General features: G+C 62.9%; 18 protein-coding genes and 1 tRNA gene. 15 read left to right on the top strand and 4 right to left on the bottom strand.

The window, feature by feature from the left end:
• The 4 genes from AC0L2O_RS32995 to AC0L2O_RS32980 form a co-directional block, all read left to right on the top strand.
• On the top strand, positions 1–711 hold a 711-nt coding region (locus AC0L2O_RS32995; RefSeq protein ID WP_473372678.1), incomplete at its 5' end, for an acyl-CoA dehydrogenase family protein.
• 103 nt (positions 712–814) lie between these two features.
• Positions 815–1873, top strand: a complete 1059-nt coding sequence (locus AC0L2O_RS32990) for a phosphotransferase family protein (RefSeq protein ID WP_473372677.1) — start codon at positions 815–817, stop codon at positions 1871–1873.
• A 343-nt stretch (positions 1874–2216) separates the two neighbouring features.
• Entirely contained in the window at positions 2217–2558 is a 342-nt protein-coding gene (locus AC0L2O_RS32985) for an NIPSNAP family protein (RefSeq protein WP_473372676.1), read from the top strand.
• Between the two features lie 20 nt (positions 2559–2578).
• Complete coding sequence (locus tag AC0L2O_RS32980; protein ID WP_473372675.1) at positions 2579–3205, top strand: LysE family translocator; 627 nt, start codon at positions 2579–2581, stop codon at positions 3203–3205.
• Between the two features lie 89 nt (positions 3206–3294).
• Here the strand turns inward: AC0L2O_RS32980 and AC0L2O_RS32975 are convergent, their stop codons facing one another.
• The 3 genes from AC0L2O_RS32975 to AC0L2O_RS32965 form a co-directional block, all read right to left on the bottom strand.
• Entirely contained in the window at positions 3295–3591 is a 297-nt protein-coding gene (locus AC0L2O_RS32975) for a GIY-YIG nuclease family protein (RefSeq protein ID WP_369723066.1), read from the bottom strand.
• A 251-nt stretch (positions 3592–3842) separates the two neighbouring features.
• Entirely contained in the window at positions 3843–5015 is a 1173-nt protein-coding gene (argE, locus tag AC0L2O_RS32970; RefSeq protein ID WP_473372674.1) for an acetylornithine deacetylase, read from the bottom strand.
• 1004 nt (positions 5016–6019) lie between these two features.
• The gene (locus AC0L2O_RS32965; RefSeq protein ID WP_409188248.1) at positions 6020–6805 is read right to left on the bottom strand and encodes an SDR family NAD(P)-dependent oxidoreductase; all 786 of its coding nucleotides are present in this window, start codon (positions 6803–6805) and stop codon (positions 6020–6022) included.
• A 134-nt stretch (positions 6806–6939) separates the two neighbouring features.
• Here AC0L2O_RS32965 and AC0L2O_RS32960 point away from each other — a divergent pair, with 134 nt between their 5' ends.
• Together AC0L2O_RS32960 and AC0L2O_RS32955 are read left to right on the top strand one after the other, a co-directional pair.
• Positions 6940–7638: a histidine phosphatase family protein gene (locus tag AC0L2O_RS32960; RefSeq protein ID WP_473372673.1), complete on the top strand. Its 699-nt coding sequence runs from the start codon at positions 6940–6942 to the stop codon at positions 7636–7638.
• A 141-nt stretch (positions 7639–7779) separates the two neighbouring features.
• Positions 7780–8547, top strand: a complete 768-nt coding sequence (locus AC0L2O_RS32955; protein WP_219683752.1) for an SDR family NAD(P)-dependent oxidoreductase — start codon at positions 7780–7782, stop codon at positions 8545–8547.
• A 98-nt stretch (positions 8548–8645) separates the two neighbouring features.
• Here AC0L2O_RS32955 and AC0L2O_RS32950 read toward each other — a convergent pair whose 3' ends face one another.
• Positions 8646–9869: a serine hydrolase domain-containing protein gene (locus AC0L2O_RS32950; protein ID WP_473372672.1), complete on the bottom strand. Its 1224-nt coding sequence runs from the start codon at positions 9867–9869 to the stop codon at positions 8646–8648.
• A gap of 161 nt (positions 9870–10030) precedes the next feature.
• Between AC0L2O_RS32950 and AC0L2O_RS32945 the strand changes: the two genes are divergently transcribed.
• The 9 genes from AC0L2O_RS32945 (at position 10031) to rpoB (ending at position 19624) form a co-directional block, all read left to right on the top strand.
• Positions 10031–10106: transfer RNA gene (locus AC0L2O_RS32945), tRNA-Trp, on the top strand.
• A gap of 330 nt (positions 10107–10436) precedes the next feature.
• Entirely contained in the window at positions 10437–10628 is a 192-nt protein-coding gene (gene secE / locus AC0L2O_RS32940) for a preprotein translocase subunit SecE (protein WP_369723092.1), read from the top strand.
• Positions 10628–11185, top strand: coding sequence for a transcription termination/antitermination protein NusG (gene nusG / locus AC0L2O_RS32935; protein WP_369723093.1), 558 nt, complete (start codon positions 10628–10630; stop codon positions 11183–11185). Before secE ends, nusG begins: the two co-directional genes overlap by 1 nt.
• Before the next feature lie 130 nt (positions 11186–11315).
• Positions 11316–11744 (top strand): 50S ribosomal protein L11, encoded by a 429-nt coding sequence (rplK, locus tag AC0L2O_RS32930; RefSeq protein WP_007602986.1) that lies wholly within the window; start codon positions 11316–11318, stop codon positions 11742–11744.
• Between the two features lie 6 nt (positions 11745–11750).
• Positions 11751–12443 carry a 50S ribosomal protein L1 gene (rplA, locus tag AC0L2O_RS32925; RefSeq protein WP_369723094.1) on the top strand — a complete coding sequence of 231 codons (693 nt, stop codon included), beginning with the start codon at positions 11751–11753 and terminating at the stop codon, positions 12441–12443.
• 90 nt (positions 12444–12533) lie between these two features.
• A complete protein-coding gene (locus AC0L2O_RS32920; RefSeq protein ID WP_473372671.1) occupies positions 12534–13487 on the top strand; it encodes a 2-hydroxyacid dehydrogenase in 954 nt (317 codons plus the stop codon).
• Between the two features lie 577 nt (positions 13488–14064).
• The gene (rplJ, locus tag AC0L2O_RS32915) at positions 14065–14583 is read left to right on the top strand and encodes a 50S ribosomal protein L10 (RefSeq protein WP_369723096.1); all 519 of its coding nucleotides are present in this window, start codon (positions 14065–14067) and stop codon (positions 14581–14583) included.
• A 51-nt stretch (positions 14584–14634) separates the two neighbouring features.
• On the top strand, positions 14635–15006 hold the full coding sequence (gene rplL / locus AC0L2O_RS32910; RefSeq protein ID WP_148750326.1) for a 50S ribosomal protein L7/L12: 372 nt from the start codon (positions 14635–14637) through the stop codon (positions 15004–15006).
• Positions 15007–15508: 502 nt separating this feature from the next.
• Complete coding sequence (gene rpoB / locus AC0L2O_RS32905) at positions 15509–19624, top strand: DNA-directed RNA polymerase subunit beta (protein WP_369723097.1); 4116 nt, start codon at positions 15509–15511, stop codon at positions 19622–19624.
• Positions 19625–19636: the final 12 nt, after the last annotated feature.

Below are 19636 nucleotides of genomic sequence, written 5' to 3'. Positions count from 1 at the left end.
GGCGTCGGCGATCCCCGCTGCAAGATCGCGATCCTGATGGGCAAGACCGATTTCAAGGCGGCCAAGCATCAGCAGCAATCGCAGATCCTGGTTCCGCTCGACACCCCCGGCATCAAGGTGGAGAAGATGCTCCCGGTGTTCGGCTTCGACGATGCGCCGCACGGCCACGCCCAGGTGCTGCTCGAGAACGTGCGGGTGCCGAAGGAGAACATCCTGTTAGGGGAGGGCCGCGGCTTCGAGATCGCGCAGGGCCGCCTCGGTCCGGGCCGTATCCATCACTGCATGCGCACCATCGGCAAGGCCGAGGAAGCGCTGGAGAAGATGGTGAAGCGGCTGATGTCGCGCACCGCTTTCGGCAAGAAGATCGTCGAGCATTCGGTGTGGGAGCAGCGCATTGGCGAAGCCCGCACCAACATCGAGATGACGCGCCTCTTGTGCCTCAAGGCCGCCGACATGATGGACAAGGTTGGCAACAAGACCGCGCAGGCCGAGATCGCCATGATCAAGGTCGCAGCACCCAACATGGCGCTGAAGATCATCGACGAGGCGATCCAGGCCTTTGGCGGCGCCGGCGTGTCCGACGAGGCGGGCCTTGCCAAGGACTATGCCGGCATCCGCACGCTGCGGCTCGCCGACGGTCCGGACGAGGTGCATAATCGCGCCATTGCCAGACTTGAAGTTCGGAAGTATGCAAATTCTCCCGCGCGCTAATCAAATGGGGGAGAGCGCAAGCCGCTCTCCGCGCCGTCATTCCGGATTCGCCTCTTCGAGGCGCCCCGGAATGACGGACAAAGAAAAATGAGGGAGCGTCACATTGGCTGACGGCGTCAGGAAAGACGAGGAGTTCTCGGGCACCAAGCCGGTCGAGGAGCGTCATCGCTTCGACGAGATGCGGCTCGAAGCCTGGCTGCGGGACAACGTCGACGGCTATGAGGGTCCGCTGGTCGTCCTTCAGTTCAAGGGCGGCCAGTCGAACCCGACCTACCGGCTCGACACGCCGAAACGTTCCTACGTGATGCGCCGAAAGCCGTTCGGCAAATTGCTGCCGTCGGCCCACGCGGTCGATCGCGAGTATCGCGTGATTGCGGCGCTGGGAAAGCAGGGCTTTCCGGTCGCGCACGCCTATGCGCTGTGCCAGGACGACAGCGTCATTGGTGCCGCTTTCTACATCATGTCGATGGAGGAGGGCCGGGTGTTCTGGGATCCGTCGCTGCCGAGCCAGACGTCGGCGGATCGCCGCAAAATCTTCACCAGCAAGATCGAGACGCTGGCCAAGCTCCACATGTTCGATCCGGTTGCGATCGGACTCGGCGATTTCGGCAAGCCCGGCAATTATTTCGCGCGTCAGATCGACCGCTGGACCAAGCAGTACCGGGCCTCCGAGACCCAGACCATTCCGGAGTTCGAGAAGGTGGCCGAATGGTTGCCGAAGACCGTGCCGGAGCAGGCGCGTGTCTCGATCGTCCACGGCGACTACCGTCTCGACAACATGATTTTCCACGCGACGGAACCCCGCGTGCAGGCCGTGCTCGACTGGGAACTGTCGACGCTCGGCGATCCCATGGCCGACTTCACCTATCTGTTGATGCAATGGGTGATGCCGGGATTACAGGGTGTCGATCTCAAGGCGCTGAACATCCCGAGCGTCGAAGAGGCCGCGCAGATCTATTGTAACGTCACGCGGATGAGCGTGCCGGATCTCAACTGGTATTTTTCGTACAACCTGTTCCGGCTCGCGGGCATCACGCAAGGCATCGCCGGCCGCATCCGCGACGGCACCGCCGCCAACGCCAAGGCGCTGGAATCCGCCAAGCGCACCGTGCCGCTGTCTCAGGCCTCATGGGACTACGCGCAGAAGGCGGGCGCGGTTTGAATGAGACGAAGGCGCGGTCGATTGGCCGCGCCTTCTTCCTTTCGTAATTCCTCGATGCATCCACAGTCTCCGTCATTGCGAGCGAAGCGAAGCAATCCAGAATCTTTCCGCGGTGGCAGCCTGGATTGCTTCGTCGCAAGAGCTCCTCGCAATGACGAAGAGGCGTGCCGCGGGTGGGGTGCGTAGGGTGGGCAAAGGCGCATAGCGCCGTGCCCACCATCTCTCCGCGATCGTGGCAAGCGTGGTGGGCACGCTCCGCTTTGCCCACCCTAGTGAAGACGGTCGGCTTGCCCTGGTTTGACAGCGAGCCTTTCGACATTACCTCCTCCGCACGGAGGCGATCATGATCCAGCAACTGCGCATCTACGAGATTTTCGAGAAGAACAAGGCCGCATTCCATGCCCGGTTCCGCGATCACGCCGCGCGTATCATGCGAACCCGATACTGCTTCCGGATCGTGGCGATGTGGGAGACGAAACACCGTGACCGCACCGAGTTCGCCTATCTCCTGGAGTGGCCGGACGAGGCAGCCAAGATTTCGGCGTGGGCGGCCTTCATGGCGGATACCGAATGGACCGAGATCAAGCGGGTCACTCACGCGGAGCACGGACTCATGGTAGGTCAGATCGAGGACCGCTTGCTTGTGCCGGTGGACTACTCGCCGTCGCTCAGTCTGCTGTCCTGATCCGCTTCGGAGCCGCATCTATGATCGACCACGCCACCCTCATCACCTACATCCTCATCGTCCTCGGCTTCGTCTTCATTCCCGGTCCGGCGACACTCCTCACCATGGCCCGCGCCGCGAGCTCGGGAACCAGGGTCGGCATAGCGACGGGCGCGGGAATTGCGGCTGGTGACGTGGTCCACACCACCATGGCGATCGTCGGCCTCTCTGCGATCATCGCAACTTCGGCGCTCCTGTTCAGCGCCGTCAAATACGCGGGCGCAGGCTTCCTGATCTATCTCGGCATTCGCGCCATGCTCGACAAGACGCCGCTTGAGGTAAATGGCGGCGCGCCCGTGATCAGCGCAGCGCGGGCATTCCGGCAGGCCGTGTTGACCGAGGTTCTTAATCCGAAGACCGCGCTGTTCTTCCTTGCGTTCCTGCCACAGTTCGTCCGGCCGGAACACGGCTCGATGACGCTGCAGCTCGCGCTGCTCGGCGCTGTCTTCGTGTTGCTCGGCCTCGTCAGCACGGTGGTGTTCGCCGTCGGCGCCGGACGTCTTGGCAATTTGCTACGTCGCCATCCAGCCGTCGTGAAATGGCAGGGCAAGGTGGTCGGGACCATCTACTGCGCGATTGGCGTGCGGCTGGCTTTGCAGGAGCGCTGAGGCGTGGGGCGGATCAGCAATTCTTCAGTCGCTCTCGTGTCCCGGACGCGGTGCAGCGCGTAGCGCTGCTCCGCAGGGCCGGGACCCAGTCACGTCGCCAACGTATTCAGTTCGTCCGTAAGATCGCGCCAATCCGGATTGAGTTCTTCGATCAGCTTGAGCTTCCACGCGCGTCGCCAACGCTTCAGCGAATGTTCGCGTGAGCGTGCCTCGAGTACGGACTCGAAGGTTTCGAAGTAGACAAGCAAGGTCACGCCATATTTCTGCGTGAAGCCGGGTACGAGTTTGGCCTTATGCTCGGTCATTCGCCGAGTAAGGTCATTGGTAACTCCGACATAAAGAGTTCCGTTTCGTTTGCTCGCAAGGATGTAAACGAAAAAGGACATGTACACGCAATCGCTGGTTATATACGTCCCGACTTAAGATTGCATATTTGAACGGCGTCGCCAAGTGCTGGGTCCCGGCTCTGCGGAGCGTCACTTCGTGCCGCACCGCGTCCGGGACACGAGACCGCATTTTCCCGGCGTCTATATTCCGTCGTGGCGAGATGGATTAGCAGCGGTGTTCGTGTGCCGGACGCGCTGCAACGCGTGAGCGTTGCTGCGCAGAGCCGAGACCCAGGAATTGCGAACTCCGCTTACCCCTTCGCGCAATGCGCGATCAGCTTCTCGACGAACACCGCGCATTTCTCCAGCTCCGCCATCTCCACGAACTCGTCCGGTGTATGCGCCTGGGCGATGGCGCCGGGGCCGATTACCACTGAGGGGATATCGGCCATGCTGGCGAACAGGCTCGCCTCGGTGCCGAAGGCGACCTTGGCGTGGTCGTTGCGCCCGGCGAGGCTCTTGGCCAGTGTGACGATTGTCGCATCCGCCGCGGTGTCGAGAGCGGGATAGTCGAGGATCTCCTCGAAATCGATGCCGCACTCCGGATGCCGCGCCTTCATTGCCGGCTCGAGTTCCGCCTTGGCCCAGGCGACGATCGCATCCGTCACCTCCCTGGATTCGGTGATGCCGATGCCGCGGCATTCGAAATCCACGGTGCAGGTGTCGGGCACGATGTTGAGCGCCGCGCCGCCATGCACAATGCTGGTGAGCAGCGTCGAGTGCGGGACGTCGTAAAGGCTGTCGGTTGATTTGGTGGCCGCAAGTTGCACCGCGCGGCGGCGGATCTCGGTGATCAACTCGGCGGCATATTCGATCGCGTTGACGCCATCAGGCGCGATCGAGGAGTGGCGGGCGAGACCGCGGAAGGTCGCGCGCACGCCGTGCTTGCCCTTGTGGCCGATGATGACCTTCATCTCGGTCGGCTCGCCGACAAAACAGCCGAGCGGTTTCACTTTCTTCTTGGCGACCTCGTGCAGCATCGGCCGCACGCCGACGCAGCCGATCTCCTCGTCATAGGAGATCGCGAGATGGATCGGCGTGTTGAGCTTCGCTTGCAGCATCTCCGGCACCATCGCAAGGCACACGGCCACAAAGCCCTTCATGTCGGTAGTGCCGCGGCCGTAGAGCTTGCCGTCGCGCTCGACCAGCTTGAACGGATCGTGGCTCCAGTCCTGGCCCACGACCGGCACGACATCGGTATGGCCTGACAGCACCAGGCCCGGCCGATCTTCGGGGCCGATCGTGACCCACAGCGAGGCCTTTTCCCCAGTCGCGTCAGTGATGCGCTCGCTCTTGACGCCAAGCGCGGCGAGATAGCTTTCGATATACGCAATCAGGGGCAGGTTGCTGCGGTCGCTGATGGTGTCGAAGCCAACGAGGTCGGCGAGGAGATTGCGGATACGGTCGGGTCTTGAGCTTGGCATTGTCACTTCTTGTCAGGAATTGCAGAGGATAGGTCGCTTGCATGAACCATACCAAGGCAGTAGCTGGTCGGGCAAATCAACATCTCAAGCGTCATTCCGGGGCGATGCGCAGCATCAAGCCCGGAATCCATTGGCCCGCATCATCTGCTGCGAAATGGATTCCGGCTTCGCGCCTTCGTCGCGCCCCGGAACGACGACGGATGCTACCGGCCCTTGCGTTGCCCGACGGGCAAAACACCCAAGCTGCCGGTCAACCCGTGCCGTCAAAAATATTCCGCTTTACCGAAATTCGGAAATGGCGTATCTGTTGCCGCAACCCGGCCCAAGGAAGAGGGGCGTATCGCGATCGTCACGAACGCGGGCCGGGCAGCGGTGGACGTGGGCCACATCGGCGCGAAGGGTTTTGCAGGGCGGGCGACCGTGAGCAAAACCGTCGCGCACACGACCGGTGTGGTTCGCGTACGGCAAAATCGTGTGGTCCTGGCGCCCGGGGTCTGTGCGCCAAGTCTTGCGGTGATGTGTGTGGCCCGACCGGGCGCGCACATCAGTCAGCCGTGAGGCGACGGGGGCAATAGTGCATCGCTCCCCGGGGAGAGCACGACATAAGCTGTCAAACCACTGCGCAGGGAAGGCCGTGTGTTGGGCTTCACCTGTATGCCGCTGTGCAGATTTCTTACCACGACTTCGCACAGTGGACCGCGGGTGCCAGCCGGCACCCGGTCTTCCCTGCGCCCTCTTTCATTTGGGGGCAAGGCGACGAAGCAAAACTCGGGCGAACAGGCCGCGAGGATGCGAAGGTGTGTCTGCAGTTGAAATGCGAATTGAAGCAGCGACAATGTCGCCCACACTCCGTCATTGCGAGCGTAGCGCAATCCAGAATCCCTCCGCGGAGACGGTCTGGATTGCTTCACTACGCTCGCAATGACGATGTTGAAGCAGTTGGGCGCAGAACTGCGGTCGCGTGCACCGGACGCAGCACGCGTCCGGACACGAGAACGCTCCTGCTAAACCGGCTTCCCCGCATACGGCATCGAGGCCGTCAACCCACCATCCACAGGGAACGCTTGCCCATTCACATACGACGCCTCGTCGCTGGCCAAAAACAATCCCATGGCAGCGAGCTCGTGCGGCTGGCCGGGGCGCTTGAGCGGATTGAGCTGGCCGATCTTGTCGGCGGTGCCGCGCTCCTTGGCGCGATCGAAGATTGGCTTGGTCATGCCGGTCTCGATCAGGCCTGGGCAGACCGCGTTGATGCGCACGCCGGTGCCGGAGAGCGAATAGGCGGTGGTCTGCACCAGCGAGATCACGCCGGCCTTGCTCGCGGCATAGGGATGACCGCTGGCGCCGGCCTTGAGGCCCGCGACGGACGCGGTCAGCACGATCGCGCCGGACTGCTGCTTCACCATGTGCGGCATTGCATGCTTCACCGCGAGGAACGGGCCGATCAGGTTGATCCGCAAAACTTCCTGCCATTGCTCGACGGTCTGCTCTCCGAGCGGCACCAGCCCGCCGCTCACGCCGGCATTGGCCCAGATCACGTCGAGCCGGCCATGCGTCTTCACCGCCTTCTCGATCACCGCGATAACGTCCGGCTCGGAGCCGGCATCCGCGACCATGGCTTCGGCAATGCCGCCGGCCTTTTTCACCTCGTCCACGGTCTCCTTCACCGCCTCGGTGCGATCGACCGCGATCAGCTTGGCGCCTTCTTTCGTGAAGAGCAGCGCAGCCGCGCGGCCGATGCCGCTGCCAGCGCCGGTGATGATGACGGATTTGCCTTGCAGGCGGCCCATGCGTTTCTCCCTTGTACTGCTCGCGCGACGCTTGCCGCGCGATGGAATTTCAAACAAGATTTCAAACGGTAAAGTGTCTTGAGACACGTTCGCTACTGACGTACAGCGACATCACACCGGATGGAAGGGTTTCGATGGCAGCCGCAGACAAGCCGAATGTGGTCACGACACGGTGGTGGTGGGTCCGCCACGCGCCGGTGCGCAACGACGGCGGCAACATCTACGGCCAGACCGACATCGCCTGCGATACCAGCGACACCTACGTGTTCAACGCTGTTGCCAAGGTGCTGCCGCGCAATGCGGTGTGGTATTCGAGCAACCTGATGCGCACGCACCAGACCGCGGAAGCGATCTGGGCGGCCGGCTTTCCGAAGCCGGCGACGATGACGTGGGAAGCGGACCTCGCCGAACAGAATCTCGGCCGCTGGCAGGGCATGAACCGCGCCGCATTCATCGCAAGCCGCCCGGTGGGCTCGAGCTGGTTTGCCGACATCAACGAGCCCGCGCCCGGTGGCGAGAGTTTCATGGATCTCTACAACCGCACCCGCCGCACCGTCGAGCGCATCAACCATGATGCCGCCGGTCGGGACGTCATCGCGGTCGCGCATGGCGGCACCATCAAGGCCGCGCTGGGATTGGCGCTCGATGGCCAGCTCGAGAAGGCGCTGTCGTTCGACATCGACAATTGCTCGATCACGAGGCTGGATTATTTTGCAAGTTCCGAGCGCTCGGTCTGGCGACTGCCGATGGTGAACCAGCAGCCGTGGATCGCGGACGATGCGCATGCGGAGATGCATCAGCTCGCAGGACCGGAAGTCAAGAAGCTCGCCTGAGCGAGCTGTCATTCCGGGTCCGGTCCGCAGGACCGGACCCGGAATCTCGAGATTCTCAGGTGCGCAATTGCGCACCCTAGTTCGATGTTTTGCATCGCTGCGAAACGACAATGAACACGAAGATCAATCTGGGAGAGAAACATGACCTTGTTCGACATGAAGGGAAAAGTCGCTGTCATCACCGGCTCGACGCGCGGCATCGGGCTTGCGATTGCCGAGCGCATGGCCGAGCACGGCGCCAAGGTGGTGATCTCCTCGCGCAAGGCCGACGTCTGCGACCAGGTCGCGAAGGGGATCAACGACAAGTTCGGGAAAGGCACGGCGGTGGCGATCGCCGCCAACATCTCGTCGAAGGAGAATCTGCAAAACCTCATCGACGAGAGCAACCGCGCCTTCGGCAAGATCGACGTGCTCGTCTGTAATGCAGCCTCGAACCCGTATTACGGTCCGCTCGCCGGCATCTCCGATGATCAGTTCAGGAAAATCCTCGACAACAACATCGTCGCCAATAACTGGCTGATCTCGATGGTGGTGCCGCAGATGATCGAGCGCAAGGACGGCTCGATCATCATTGTGTCCTCGATCGGCGGCCTCAAGGGCTCGACCATTCTCGGCGCCTACGCGATCTCCAAGGCCGCCGACATGCAGCTCGCGCGTAACCTGGCGTGCGAATATGGCCCGCACAATATCCGCGTGAACTGCATCGCGCCCGGCCTGATCAAGACCGATTTCGCCAAGGCGCTATGGGACAACCCGGAGAACCTGAAAGCTTCCACCGCGCGCTCGCCGCTGTTGCGCATCGGCATTCCGGACGAGATCGCCGGCGCAGCCGTGTTCCTCGGCTCGAAGGCCGGCGACTTCATGACCGGCCAGACCATGGTGATCGACGGCGGCGCGACGATTAGTTGAGGCGAATAGAGCGTCATCCCGGGGCGCGCTTAGCGTGAACCCGGGATCTCGAGATTCCGGGCTCGGTTCTGCGGACCGCCCCGGAATGACCCTTCGGGTCAATCCACCGCCGCGTAAACCAGATCGCGCACCAGCGTGCGCGTGTAGTCGCGCTGGCCCGGGCCCTGGCTCATGAACACGACGAACAGGTCCTCTTTCGGATCGATCCAGAAGAACGTGCCCGCGATGCCGCTCCAGAAATACTGGCCGACGCTGCCGGGGAACGGGGCGATGCCGGCGTCACGGCGCACGGCGAAGCCGAGGCCAAAACCGTGGCCGGGCGACAGAAGCGTGCCGTTGGTCACCACGTGAGGTCCGAGGTGATCGGACGCCATCAGCTCCAGCGTCTTGCGGCCGATGATCCGGTTGCCGTCGAGAGCCCCGCCATTGCGCAGCATCAGCGCGAAGCGGGCGTAGTCCATGGTGGTCGAAACCAGCCCGCCGCCGCCGGACTCCATCACGGGCTGCTCCAGCATGTTGAACAGCGCCACCTTGTCGCCGGTCCAGGGGTCGGCGGCGAAGGGCTCGGCGAGGCGGCCGGCATTGGCCTCGGCCGTTGAGAAACCGGTCTCGGCCATCTGGAGCGGCGCGAGGATGCGGTCGGTGAGGTAGGCGCCGAGCGATTTGCCGCTGATGACCTCGATGATGCGGCCGAGGATGTCGGTGGAGCGGCTGTAGTTGAACTCGTCGCCGGGATGGCAGACGAGCGGAAAGCTCGCCACCAGCGCGGCATGCTCGGCATTGGTGATCTTGCGGCTGCGCACCCGCGAATCCTGGTAGAGCTTGTGGACGGGGCCGTCGCCCTGGTGCTCGTAGGTCAGACCCGAAGTGTGGCGGAGCAGGTCCTGCACCGTCATCGGCCGCTTGGGCGGAACCAGCTCCAGCTTGCCGCCGCTGACCAGCCCGACCTTCTGGTCGGAGAATTCGGGGATGAATTTTGCGACGGCGTCGCTCAGAAGCAGGTGGCCGTCCTCGACCAGCGCCATGATTCCGACCGACACGATCGGCTTGGTCATCGAGAAGAGCCGGAAGATCGAATCATGCGCCATCGGCGCCGCACCTGCCGGGCTCTGTTTGCCGATCGCCTCGAACCAGCCGACCTGGCCACGCCGGCCCACCAGCACGGTGACGCCGGGCACGGTTCCCTTGTCGATCTCGCGCTTGAACGCATCCGACATCGCCTGGAGGCGGGACCGCGACAGCCCCAGCGTCTCGGGCTTGGCCTCGGGCAAAGGCGGGGTTTTCGGCGCGATGGCGGCGTGAGGGGCGGCTGTGGCGGTCATGTTCACTCCCGGGGCACTTTATCCTTGGTAGCGAACTGTGGCCCAGAAGCCGCGGCACAGACAAGCGAGGCCGACGCGCTTCACCCTTGCAATCCGTCCTTGCAATCCGGCCGCCCCTTGTGCTTGAAAGCGCCCTTGATCCGCGGCGACGCAGGGTCCGTAGGAGTGTAGCTCAATTGGTAGAGCACCGGTCTCCAAAACCGGGGGTCGCAGGTTCGAGCCCTGCCACTCCTGCCAGCTAATCCCCGCCGCCTGCGACCAGAACGCCCGGAAGCTCGTGCCGCGGTTCACCATGACCGGGTAAGCCATTGATCCCGATCAGGTCCGCAAGTCGCGGCCGCGAGCATGCCGGCCGGCTCGCATCTTGACCTTTGGCGGCATCCGCAGTATCTACCCCGCACTCGCAGCCGGCCCGTTGAGATGCGGATATCCGGCGCGGCTTTGAAATCCCCGAACAATCGAGCCCGGTTTCCGGCTCATCCTTCGAGACAGAGGGCTGGGCCAACGGCGGCTGTTCGGATCCCCGAAATTCATTCGCGTCTGTCGACGGACGTTGGACATCAAACGATGGCAGTCAGCCCGTTCAAGTTCTTGCAGGAAGTGCGCTCGGAGACCGCCAAGGTCACCTGGCCGACCCGCCGCGAGACGACGATCACCACCATCATGGTGTTCATCATGGTCGCCGTGGCGTCGGTCTTCTTCTTCGCTGCCGACCAGATCATCCGCTACCTCATCACTTTCCTTTTGGGCATTCACTGATGGCAACAGCCGCTGCAACCCAATCGTCCGACAAGCGCTGGTATATCGTCCACGCCTATTCGAACTTCGAAAAGAAGGTTCAGGAATCAATCCGCGAACAGGCCAAGCAGCGCGGGCTTGAGGATCTTTTCGAGCAGATTCTCGTGCCCACCGAAAAGGTCACGGAAGTGCGCCGCGGCCGCAAGATCGACGCCGAGCGCAAGTTCTTCCCGGGCTACGTGCTGGTGAAGATGAAGCTGACCGACGAGGCGTTTCATCTGATCAAGAACACGCCGAAGGTGACGGGCTTCCTCGGCGCCGAAAACAAGCCGATGCCGATCTCGGAAAACGAGGCCATGCGCATCCTGCACCAGGTGCAGGAGGGCGTGGAACGGCCGAAGGCGTCGGTGTCGTTCGAGATTGGCGAGAACGTGCGCGTGGCCGATGGCCCGTTTGCTTCGTTCTCGGGTGTGGTCGAGGAAATCGACGAGGCGCGCTCGCGCGTGAAGGTCGCGGTGTCGATCTTCGGCCGCGCCACGCCGGTCGAACTGGAATTCGGTCAGGTCGAGAAGGTCTGATCGGACGACGCGTGCGACTTCGGTCTCACGCAACAAGAGGCCGTGGGAGGGAGAGGGCGGTTGCCAGCCGCATCCGACCCAGACCACGAACCTGAAACCGCTGGCCCCGCCGGCACAACAGGAGTGATGCATGGCAAAGAAAGTGACCGGATACCTGAAGCTTCAGGTCCCGGCCGGTGCGGCGAATCCTTCGCCCCCGATCGGTCCCGCGCTTGGTCAGCGCGGTCTCAACATCATGGAGTTCTGCAAGGCGTTCAACGCCCAGACCCAGAAGGAAGAGAAGAACACCCCGATTCCCGTAGTGATCACGATCTACGCCGATCGTTCGTTCACCTTCGAGATGAAGACGCCCCCGATGTCGTTCTTCCTCAAGCAGGCCGCCAAGATCCAGTCCGGTTCGAAAGCTCCGGGCCGTGACAAGGCCGGCGCGGTGACCAAAGCGCAGGTGCGCGAGATCGCCGAGAAGAAGATGAAGGATCTCAATTGCGACTCGATCGAGTCGGCCATGAAGATGGTCGAGGGCTCTGCCCGTTCGATGGGTCTGGAAGTGGCGGGGTAAGGGCTCATGGCAATCGGAAAGCGTTTGAACAAAGCCCGCGAAGGTGTTGACCGCGAAAAGCTTTATCCGCTCGCGGACGCCATCAAGATGGTCAAGGAACGCGCGAAAGCGAAGTTCGACGAGACCATCGAGGTCGCGATCAATCTCGGCGTCGATCCGCGCCACGCCGACCAGATGGTCCGCGGCGTCGTGACCCTGCCGAACGGCACCGGCCGTACGCTCCGCGTCGGCGTGTTCGCCCGCGGCGCCAAGGCCGATGAGGCCAAGGCTGCGGGTGCCGACGTCGTCGGCGCCGAAGACCTGGTCGAAAAGGTGCAGAACGGCACGATCGAATTCGACCGCTGCATCGCCACTCCCGACATGATGCCGCTGGTCGGCCGTCTCGGTAAGGTGCTCGGCCCGCGCGGCCTGATGCCGAACCCGAAGATCGGGACCGTGACCATGGACGTCACCGGTGCGGTCAAGGGTGCCAAGGGCGGCTCGGTCGAGTTCCGCGTCGAGAAGGCCGGCATCCTGCAGGCCGGCGTCGGCAAGGCCTCGTTCTCCGAGGAGAAGCTGGTCCAGAACATCAAGGCTCTGGCCGACGCTGTTTCGAAGGCCAAGCCCGCCGGTTCCAAGGGGACCTACATCCAGCGCGTTGCGGTGTCCTCGACGATGGGCCCCGGCGTGAAGGTCGAACCGGGCACCATTCTCGGCTGAGGTTTGGAAATTGCGTGAGATGAGGGGCGGAATCGGGCAACCGATTCCGCCCCTCATCGTTTGTGGCGGCGTTTACCGGAAACGACAACAATGGCTGACAAGGTCCTGATCTATTCGCGCTTTCCCAAGTCGATGATGGCGCGCTTCGCCGAGCGATTCGACCTGCTCGACACCGGTGGCAAGCCGGCGCCGGAGGTGTTTTCGGCCGACGAACTCGGCGGCGTTCGCGCGATGCTCACGGCTGGCGGAACGCCGCTCGAAGCCGAGGCGATGGACCTGTTTCCACAACTCGGCGCCATCGTCTGCTACGGCACCGGCTACGACGGCATCGACCTTAAGGCAGCCGCCGCGCGCAACATCGCGGTTGGGCACAGCCCCGGGGCCAATGCCGCCTCGGTCGCCGACATCGCGATGACCCTGATGCTTGCGACGACGCGGCGGATCCTGGTCGCCGATCAGTATGTTCGCAGCGGCGATTGGGCTGCGTCGAAACCGTCGCCGATGATGCGGCCGCAGGCCGGCATGCCCGGCCGCCGCATAGGCATCTACGGCATGGGCGAGATCGGCCGCAAGATCGCCGCGCGCTGCGCGGCTTTCGAGAGCGAGGTCGGCTATTTCAGCCGCAGCAAGTACGATCTGCCGTACAACTATTTCCCGTCGCTGGAAGCGCTCGCCGACTGGTGCAGCGTGCTGATGATCGCGGTCCGCGCCGGTCCTGAGACCCAGCACGTCGTCGACGCCGGTATCCTCAAGCGTCTGGGCGTGGACGGCTATGTCGTCAATATCTCCCGCGGCTCGGTGATCGACGAGAAGGCACTCGTTGCGGCCCTGAGCGACAAGGTCATCGCCGGGGCCGGCCTCGACGTCTACGACAAAGAACCGCACGCGCCCGACGCGCTGACCGCCCTTCCCAACGTGGTGCTGGCGCCGCATATCGGCGGACACACCCTCGAATCGCATGTTGCCATGCAGAATTGCGTGCTGGCGAACCTGACCGCGTTTTTCGAGGGCAAGTCGTTGCCGTATGAAGTCAAAACGCCCTGAATCGGTCCTTTTGGGCCAAGATCAAGCCCCGGCACCAATCGATTGGAACTGGTGCGAATTTTGCTCTTGGCAATCAGGCCGAGAGGGGTTAAAGAACCGCCTCCGGACGCACCGGCCTTGGCTGGCGCGTTCGTGCACGCATTCCGAAAACCCGACACGACAGGAGATCATTCCTTTTCAGGACGTCCGCAAGGATTTTCCGGAAAAGGAAGGAAAGCCATCGGTTGGTGGGATGCGGGCAGAGGTCAGGCGGTTCGCCGGCTGGCCTTGTCCTGTCCAAGACTGCAGGCGCCCGCGGGAAGTTTCGATTTCCCAACGGCTTAATCGCATGGCCTGCATAGACGGGTGAAGACCGGATTTCACGTCGCGCTTCGCCTTCGGGCAGGTGCGAAATGGGTTTGGTTCGGACCTCGACACGCCGTGGGCTCTAGCGGGCTCCCGGAGGGCAGGCTTTGAATTGTCGTCTTGCCCGGCGTGTCCGATGGGTTTTGACCCTGAGGTTCAGGTTTGGGCGGGACGATGGGTGCAACCCGGCGGTCCCGCTTTTGCGATGACCGCCAACCGGAAAGAGCTTGCTGTGGAACGAGCGGCAAAAAAGGAAGCGGTCGAACAGCTCAATGGGGTCTTCAAGGCCACGAGCGTCGCGGTCGTTGCCCAATATTCCGGCCTGACCGTTGCCCAGATGCAGAAGCTGCGTACGCAGATGAAGCAGGCTGGCGCCTCGGTGAAGGTCTCGAAGAACCGTCTCGCCAAAATTGCTCTTGAAGGCACTGACGTCGTTGCCATCGGCCCCATGCTGAAGGGACCGACCGTGATCGCTACTTCGAACGATCCGGTAGCGGCGCCAAAGGTCGCCGTCGAATTCGCCAAGGCGAACGAAAAGTTCGTCATCATTGGCGGATCGATGGGAACGACCGTCCTGAATGTCGACGGCGTGAAGGCGCTTGCCTCGCTGCCGTCGCTTGACGAACTGCGTGCCAAGATCGTCGGCCTCCTCGTGGCCCCGGCGACCAAGCTTGCGCAGCTCGCAAACGCGCCCGCGGGCAAGCTCGCGCGCGTCATTCAGGCTTATGCCTCAAAGAGCGAAGCGGCCTGACGCCCTTCGCAAAACTCAAACCCGAACCAGACTAGTTAAGGAAACAGAACAATGGCTGACTTGCAGAAGATCGTTGACGACCTCTCGAGCCTCACTGTGCTCGAAGCTGCCGAACTCGCGAAGCTCCTCGAAGAAAAGTGGGGCGTGTCTGCCGCTGCGGCCGTGGCCGTTGCCGGTCCTGCCGCTGCTGCCGCCGCTCCGGCGGAAGAGAAGACCGAGTTCACGGTCGTTCTGGCCGCCGCCGGCGAGAAGAAGATCGAGGTCATCAAGGAAGTCCGCGCCATCACCGGCCTGGGCCTGAAGGAAGCAAAGGACCTCGTCGAGGGCGCGCCGAAGCCTGTCAAGGAAGGCGTGAACAAGGACGAGGCCGAGAAGCTCAAGGTCCAGCTCGAGAAGGCTGGCGCGAAGGTCGAGCTCAAGTAAGCGCAGCTTACTCGAGCGAGATCCTGGGCAAGCGTCAGCGCAACCCGGGATCCCGACCCGCAGATTCAGTGGCTGTTTCCAGCCATGGAGCGGCGGGTCTGATGCAAAAGGCGTGCGACGGAACATCCCGACGCAGGCCGAACACGAAAAAGTGTGGGGATTTGAGGGTGTACCCCTCGAATCTCCACTATTGTCGCCCCATATCGGGTCGGCAGCACGAAAGCGCGGTGGGCAGGGATGCGATTTCCCTGAAAGCCGTTGGGAGAGCAGGCTATTTCGGGCTTTTGCAGTCCGTGAAAACGATCGTTGTGACGGGCGGGCGTGCCTATGCGCCCCGCGCGTCGTTTTGCGTTTTGAAGGTCTGAAGAACAGATTCAGGACATGACGGCCTGAAACTGGACTTTTGGTCCCCAAAACGGGTTCGAAAAATTCAACCCGGGGAGCGGCGGCAGCTGCGTTCCGGAGGGCGCGCCCACATCGGGCGCCGAAATGAGAGGCCACGATGGCGCAGCAGACATTCACCGGTCGCAAACGCGTTCGCAAGTTCTTCGGACACATCAAGGAAGTCGCCGAGATGCCGAACCTCATCGAGGTTCAGAAGGCGTCCTATGACCAGTTCCTGATGGTCGACGAACCCCAGGGCGGGCGGTCGGACGAGGGCTTGCAGGCGGTGTTCCGCTCGGTGTTCCCGATCTCGGATTTCTCCGGCACCTCGATGCTGGAATTCGTCCGCTACGAGTTCGAGCCGCCGAAATACGACGTCGACGAGTGCCGCCAGCGCGGCATGACCTTCGCGGCACCGCTCAAAGTGACGCTGCGCCTCATCGTGTTCGATATCGACGAGGAAACCGGCGCGAAATCGGTGAAGGACATCAAGGAGCAGGACGTCTACATGGGCGACATTCCGCTCATGACGATGAACGGCACCTTCATCGTCAACGGCACCGAGCGCGTCATCGTCTCGCAGATGCACCGTTCGCCCGGCGTGTTCTTCGACCATGACAAAGGCAAGACCCATTCCTCGGGCAAGCTGCTGTTCGCTGCCCGCGTGATTCCGTATCGCGGCTCCTGGCTCGACATCGAGTTCGACGCCAAGGACATCGTCTATGCGCGTATCGACCGTCGCCGCAAGCTGCCGGTGACCTCGCTGATGTTCGCGCTCGGCCTCGACGGCGAAGCGATCCTCAGCACGTTCTACAAGAAGATCCTCTACAAGCGGACCAAGGAAGGCTGGCGCGTTCCGTTCGATGCCAACCGTTTCCGCGGTTACTCGACCATCAACGATTTGATCGACGCCGACACCGGCAAGGTCGTGCTCGAGGCCGGCAAGAAGCTCACCGTGCGCGGTGCGCGTCAGATGCAGGAGAAGGGCCTGAAGGCGCTGCGCCTGTCGGACGAGGAGCTCGTCGGCAACTACCTCGCCGAGGACCTCGTCAATCCCAAGACCGGCGAGATCCACGCGGAAGCCGGTGAAGAGATCACCGACAAGTCCATGAAGGCCCTCAACGAGCAGGGCTACAAGGAGCTGCCGCTGCTCGACATCGACCACGTCAATGTCGGCGCCTACATCCGCAACACGCTCGCGGCCGACAAGAACATGACGCGTGAGGACGCGCTGTTCGACATCTACCGCGTGATGCGTCCGGGCGAGCCGCCGACGCTGGATTCGGCACAGGCGATGTTCCAGTCGCTGTTCTTCGACGCCGAGCGCTACGACCTGTCCGCGGTCGGCCGCGTCAAGATGAACATGCGTCTCGACCTCGATGCGCCCGACACCCAGCGCACGCTGCGCAAGGAAGACATCCTCTCCGTCATCAAGACGCTGGTGGATCTGCGCGACGGCAAGGGCGAGATCGACGACATCGACCACCTTGGCAACCGCCGTGTGCGTTCGGTCGGCGAGCTCATGGAGAACCAGTACCGCATCGGCCTCCTGCGTATGGAGCGCGCGATCAAGGAGCGCATGTCCTCGGTCGACATCGACACGGTCATGCCGCAGGACCTGATCAACGCGAAGCCGGCGGCTGCCGCCGTGCGCGAGTTCTTCGGCTCCTCGCAGCTCTCGCAGTTCATGGACCAGACCAACCCGCTGTCGGAGATCACCCACAAGCGTCGTCTCTCGGCGCTTGGACCGGGCGGTCTGACCCGCGAGCGCGCCGGCTTCGAGGTGCGCGACGTGCATCCGACGCATTACGGCCGTATCTGCCCGATCGAGACGCCGGAAGGCCCGAACATCGGTCTGATCAACTCGCTCGCCACCTTCGCGCGCGTCAACAAGTACGGCTTCGTCGAGACGCCTTACCGCAAGGTCAAGGACGGCCGCGTCACCGACGAGGTCGTGTACCTCTCGGCGATGGAGGAGGGCCGCTACACGGTCGCGCAGGCCAACGTGCCGCTCGACGCGAAGGGCCGCTTCACCGAAGACCTCGTGGTCTGCCGTCACGCCGGCGAAGTCTTGCCGGTGACGCCGGACAAGGTCGACTACATGGACGTGTCGCCGAAGCAGCTCGTTTCGGTCGCCGCGGCGCTGATCCCGTTCCTCGAGAACGACGACGCCAACCGCGCGCTGATGGGCTCGAACATGCAGCGCCAGGCGGTGCCGCTGGTTCGCGCCGAAGCGCCGTTCGTCGGCACCGGCATGGAAGGTGTCGTTGCGCGTGACTCGGGTGCTGCGATCGCGGCGCGCCGTTCGGGCGTGATCGACCAGATCGACGCGACCCGCGTCGTCATCCGTGCGACCGAAGATCTCGATCCGACCAAGTCGGGCGTCGATATCTACCGGCTGATGAAGTACCAGCGCTCCAACCAGTCGACCTGCATCAACCAGCGTCCGCTGGTGAAGGTCGGCGACATGGTCAAGAAGGGCGACATCATCGCCGACGGTCCGTCGACCGATCTCGGTGAGCTCGCGCTCGGCCGCAACGTGCTGGTCGCGTTCATGCCGTGGAACGGCTACAACTTCGAAGACTCGATCTTGCTCTCCGAGCGGATTGTGAAGGAAGACGTGTTCACCTCGATTCATATCGAAGAATTCGAGGTGATGGCCCGCGACACCAAGCTCGGGCCCGAGGAAATCACCCGCGACATTCCGAACGTATCGGAAGAAGCGCTGAAGAACCTCGACGAAGCCGGTATCGTCTACATCGGCGCGGAAGTCCGCGCCGGCGACATCCTGGTCGGCAAGATCACGCCGAAGGGCGAAAGCCCGATGACGCCGGAAGAAAAGCTTCTGCGCGCCATCTTCGGCGAAAAGGCCTCCGACGTTCGCGACACCTCGCTGCGCGTTCCCCCGGGCGTGCAGGGCACCATCGTCGAAGTGCGCGTGTTCAACCGTCACGGCGTCGACAAGGACGAGCGTGCGCTGGCGATCGAGCGGGAAGAGATCGAGCGTCTGGCCAAGGACCGCGACGACGAGCAGGCGATCCTGGACCGCAACGTCTATAACCGTCTTGCCGAGCTGCTCGAGGGACGGCAGGGCATCGCCGGTCCGAAGGGCTTCAAGAAGGACACCAAGATCACCCGTGCGGTGCTCGAGGAGTACCCGAAGTCGCAGTGGTGGCTGTTCGCTTCGCCGAACGACAAGCTGATGGCCGAGATCGAGGCCATGCGGAAGCAGTACGACGAATCGAAGAAGGGGCTCGAGCAGCGCTTCCTCGACAAGGTCGAGAAGCTTCAGCGCGGTGACGAATTGCCGCCCGGCGTGATGAAGATGGTCAAGGTCTTCGTCGCGGTGAAGCGCAAGATCCAGCCCGGCGACAAGATGGCCGGCCGCCACGGCAACAAGGGTGTGGTGTCGAAGATCGTGCCGATCGAGGACATGCCGTTCCTGGAGGACGGTACGCATGCCGACATCGTGCTCAATCCGCTGGGCGTGCCTTCGCGCATGAACGTCGGGCAGATCCTCGAGACGCATCTCGGCTGGGCTTGCGCCGGCCTCGGCAAGCGCATCGGCCAGACCGTCGATGCGTATCTGGCGAAGCAGGACATCAGGCCGCTGAAGGAAACCTTGAAGAAGGTCTACGGCGAGGACGAGACGATCAAGTCGCTCAACGACGGCGAACTGATCGAGCTCGGCCGCAATCTGAGCCACGGCGTGCCGATCGCGACGCCGGTGTTCGACGGCGCCAAGGAAGCCGACATCGAGGAGATGCTCAAGCTCGCGGGTCTCGACGCATCGGGCCAGTCGACCGTCTATGACGGCCGCACCGGCGATGCCTTCGATCGCAAGGTGACGGTGGGCTACATCTACATGCTCAAGCTGCACCATCTCGTCGACGACAAGATCCACGCGCGTTCGATCGGTCCGTACTCGCTCGTCACCCAGCAGCCGCTGGGCGGCAAGGCGCAGTTCGGCGGCCAGCGCTTCGGCGAAATGGAAGTGTGGGCGCTCGAAGCTTACGGCGCGGCCTACACGCTCCAGGAGATGCTGACCGTGAAGTCGGACGACGTCGCCGGCCGTACCAAGGTGTACGAGGCGATCGTGCGTGGCGACGACACCTTCGAGGCCGGTATTCCGGAATCGTTCAACGTGCTGGTCAAGGAAATGCGCTCGCTCGGCCTCAATGTCGACCTGCACAATTCCAAGGTCGGGCCGGGGACGGCGGAAGCGGCCGAGTAACGCGATCTATCA

The organism is Bradyrhizobium sp. Kon10 (assembly GCF_055807395.1).
The sequence above is the reverse complement of the archived record's forward strand: the minus strand, read 5'-3'. Positions and strand labels throughout refer to the sequence as shown.

Coding starts and splice junctions, on each gene's coding strand:
- AC0L2O_RS32985 (WP_473372676.1), top strand. CDS start 2,217: ATGATCCAGCAACTGCGCATCTACGAGATTTTCGAGAAGAACAAGGCC.
- AC0L2O_RS32980 (WP_473372675.1), top strand. CDS start 2,579: ATGATCGACCACGCCACCCTCATCACCTACATCCTCATCGTCCTCGGC.
- AC0L2O_RS32975 (WP_369723066.1), bottom strand. CDS start 3,591: ATGTCCTTTTTCGTTTACATCCTTGCGAGCAAACGAAACGGAACTCTT.
- argE (WP_473372674.1), bottom strand. CDS start 5,015: ATGCCAAGCTCAAGACCCGACCGTATCCGCAATCTCCTCGCCGACCTC.
- AC0L2O_RS32965 (WP_409188248.1), bottom strand. CDS start 6,805: ATGGGCCGCCTGCAAGGCAAATCCGTCATCATCACCGGCGCTGGCAGC.
- AC0L2O_RS32960 (WP_473372673.1), top strand. CDS start 6,940: ATGGCAGCCGCAGACAAGCCGAATGTGGTCACGACACGGTGGTGGTGG.
- AC0L2O_RS32955 (WP_219683752.1), top strand. CDS start 7,780: ATGACCTTGTTCGACATGAAGGGAAAAGTCGCTGTCATCACCGGCTCG.
- AC0L2O_RS32950 (WP_473372672.1), bottom strand. CDS start 9,869: ATGACCGCCACAGCCGCCCCTCACGCCGCCATCGCGCCGAAAACCCCG.
- secE (WP_369723092.1), top strand. CDS start 10,437: ATGGCAGTCAGCCCGTTCAAGTTCTTGCAGGAAGTGCGCTCGGAGACC.
- nusG (WP_369723093.1), top strand. CDS start 10,628: ATGGCAACAGCCGCTGCAACCCAATCGTCCGACAAGCGCTGGTATATC.
- rplK (WP_007602986.1), top strand. CDS start 11,316: ATGGCAAAGAAAGTGACCGGATACCTGAAGCTTCAGGTCCCGGCCGGT.
- rplA (WP_369723094.1), top strand. CDS start 11,751: ATGGCAATCGGAAAGCGTTTGAACAAAGCCCGCGAAGGTGTTGACCGC.
- AC0L2O_RS32920 (WP_473372671.1), top strand. CDS start 12,534: ATGGCTGACAAGGTCCTGATCTATTCGCGCTTTCCCAAGTCGATGATG.
- rplL (WP_148750326.1), top strand. CDS start 14,635: ATGGCTGACTTGCAGAAGATCGTTGACGACCTCTCGAGCCTCACTGTG.
- rpoB (WP_369723097.1), top strand. CDS start 15,509: ATGGCGCAGCAGACATTCACCGGTCGCAAACGCGTTCGCAAGTTCTTC.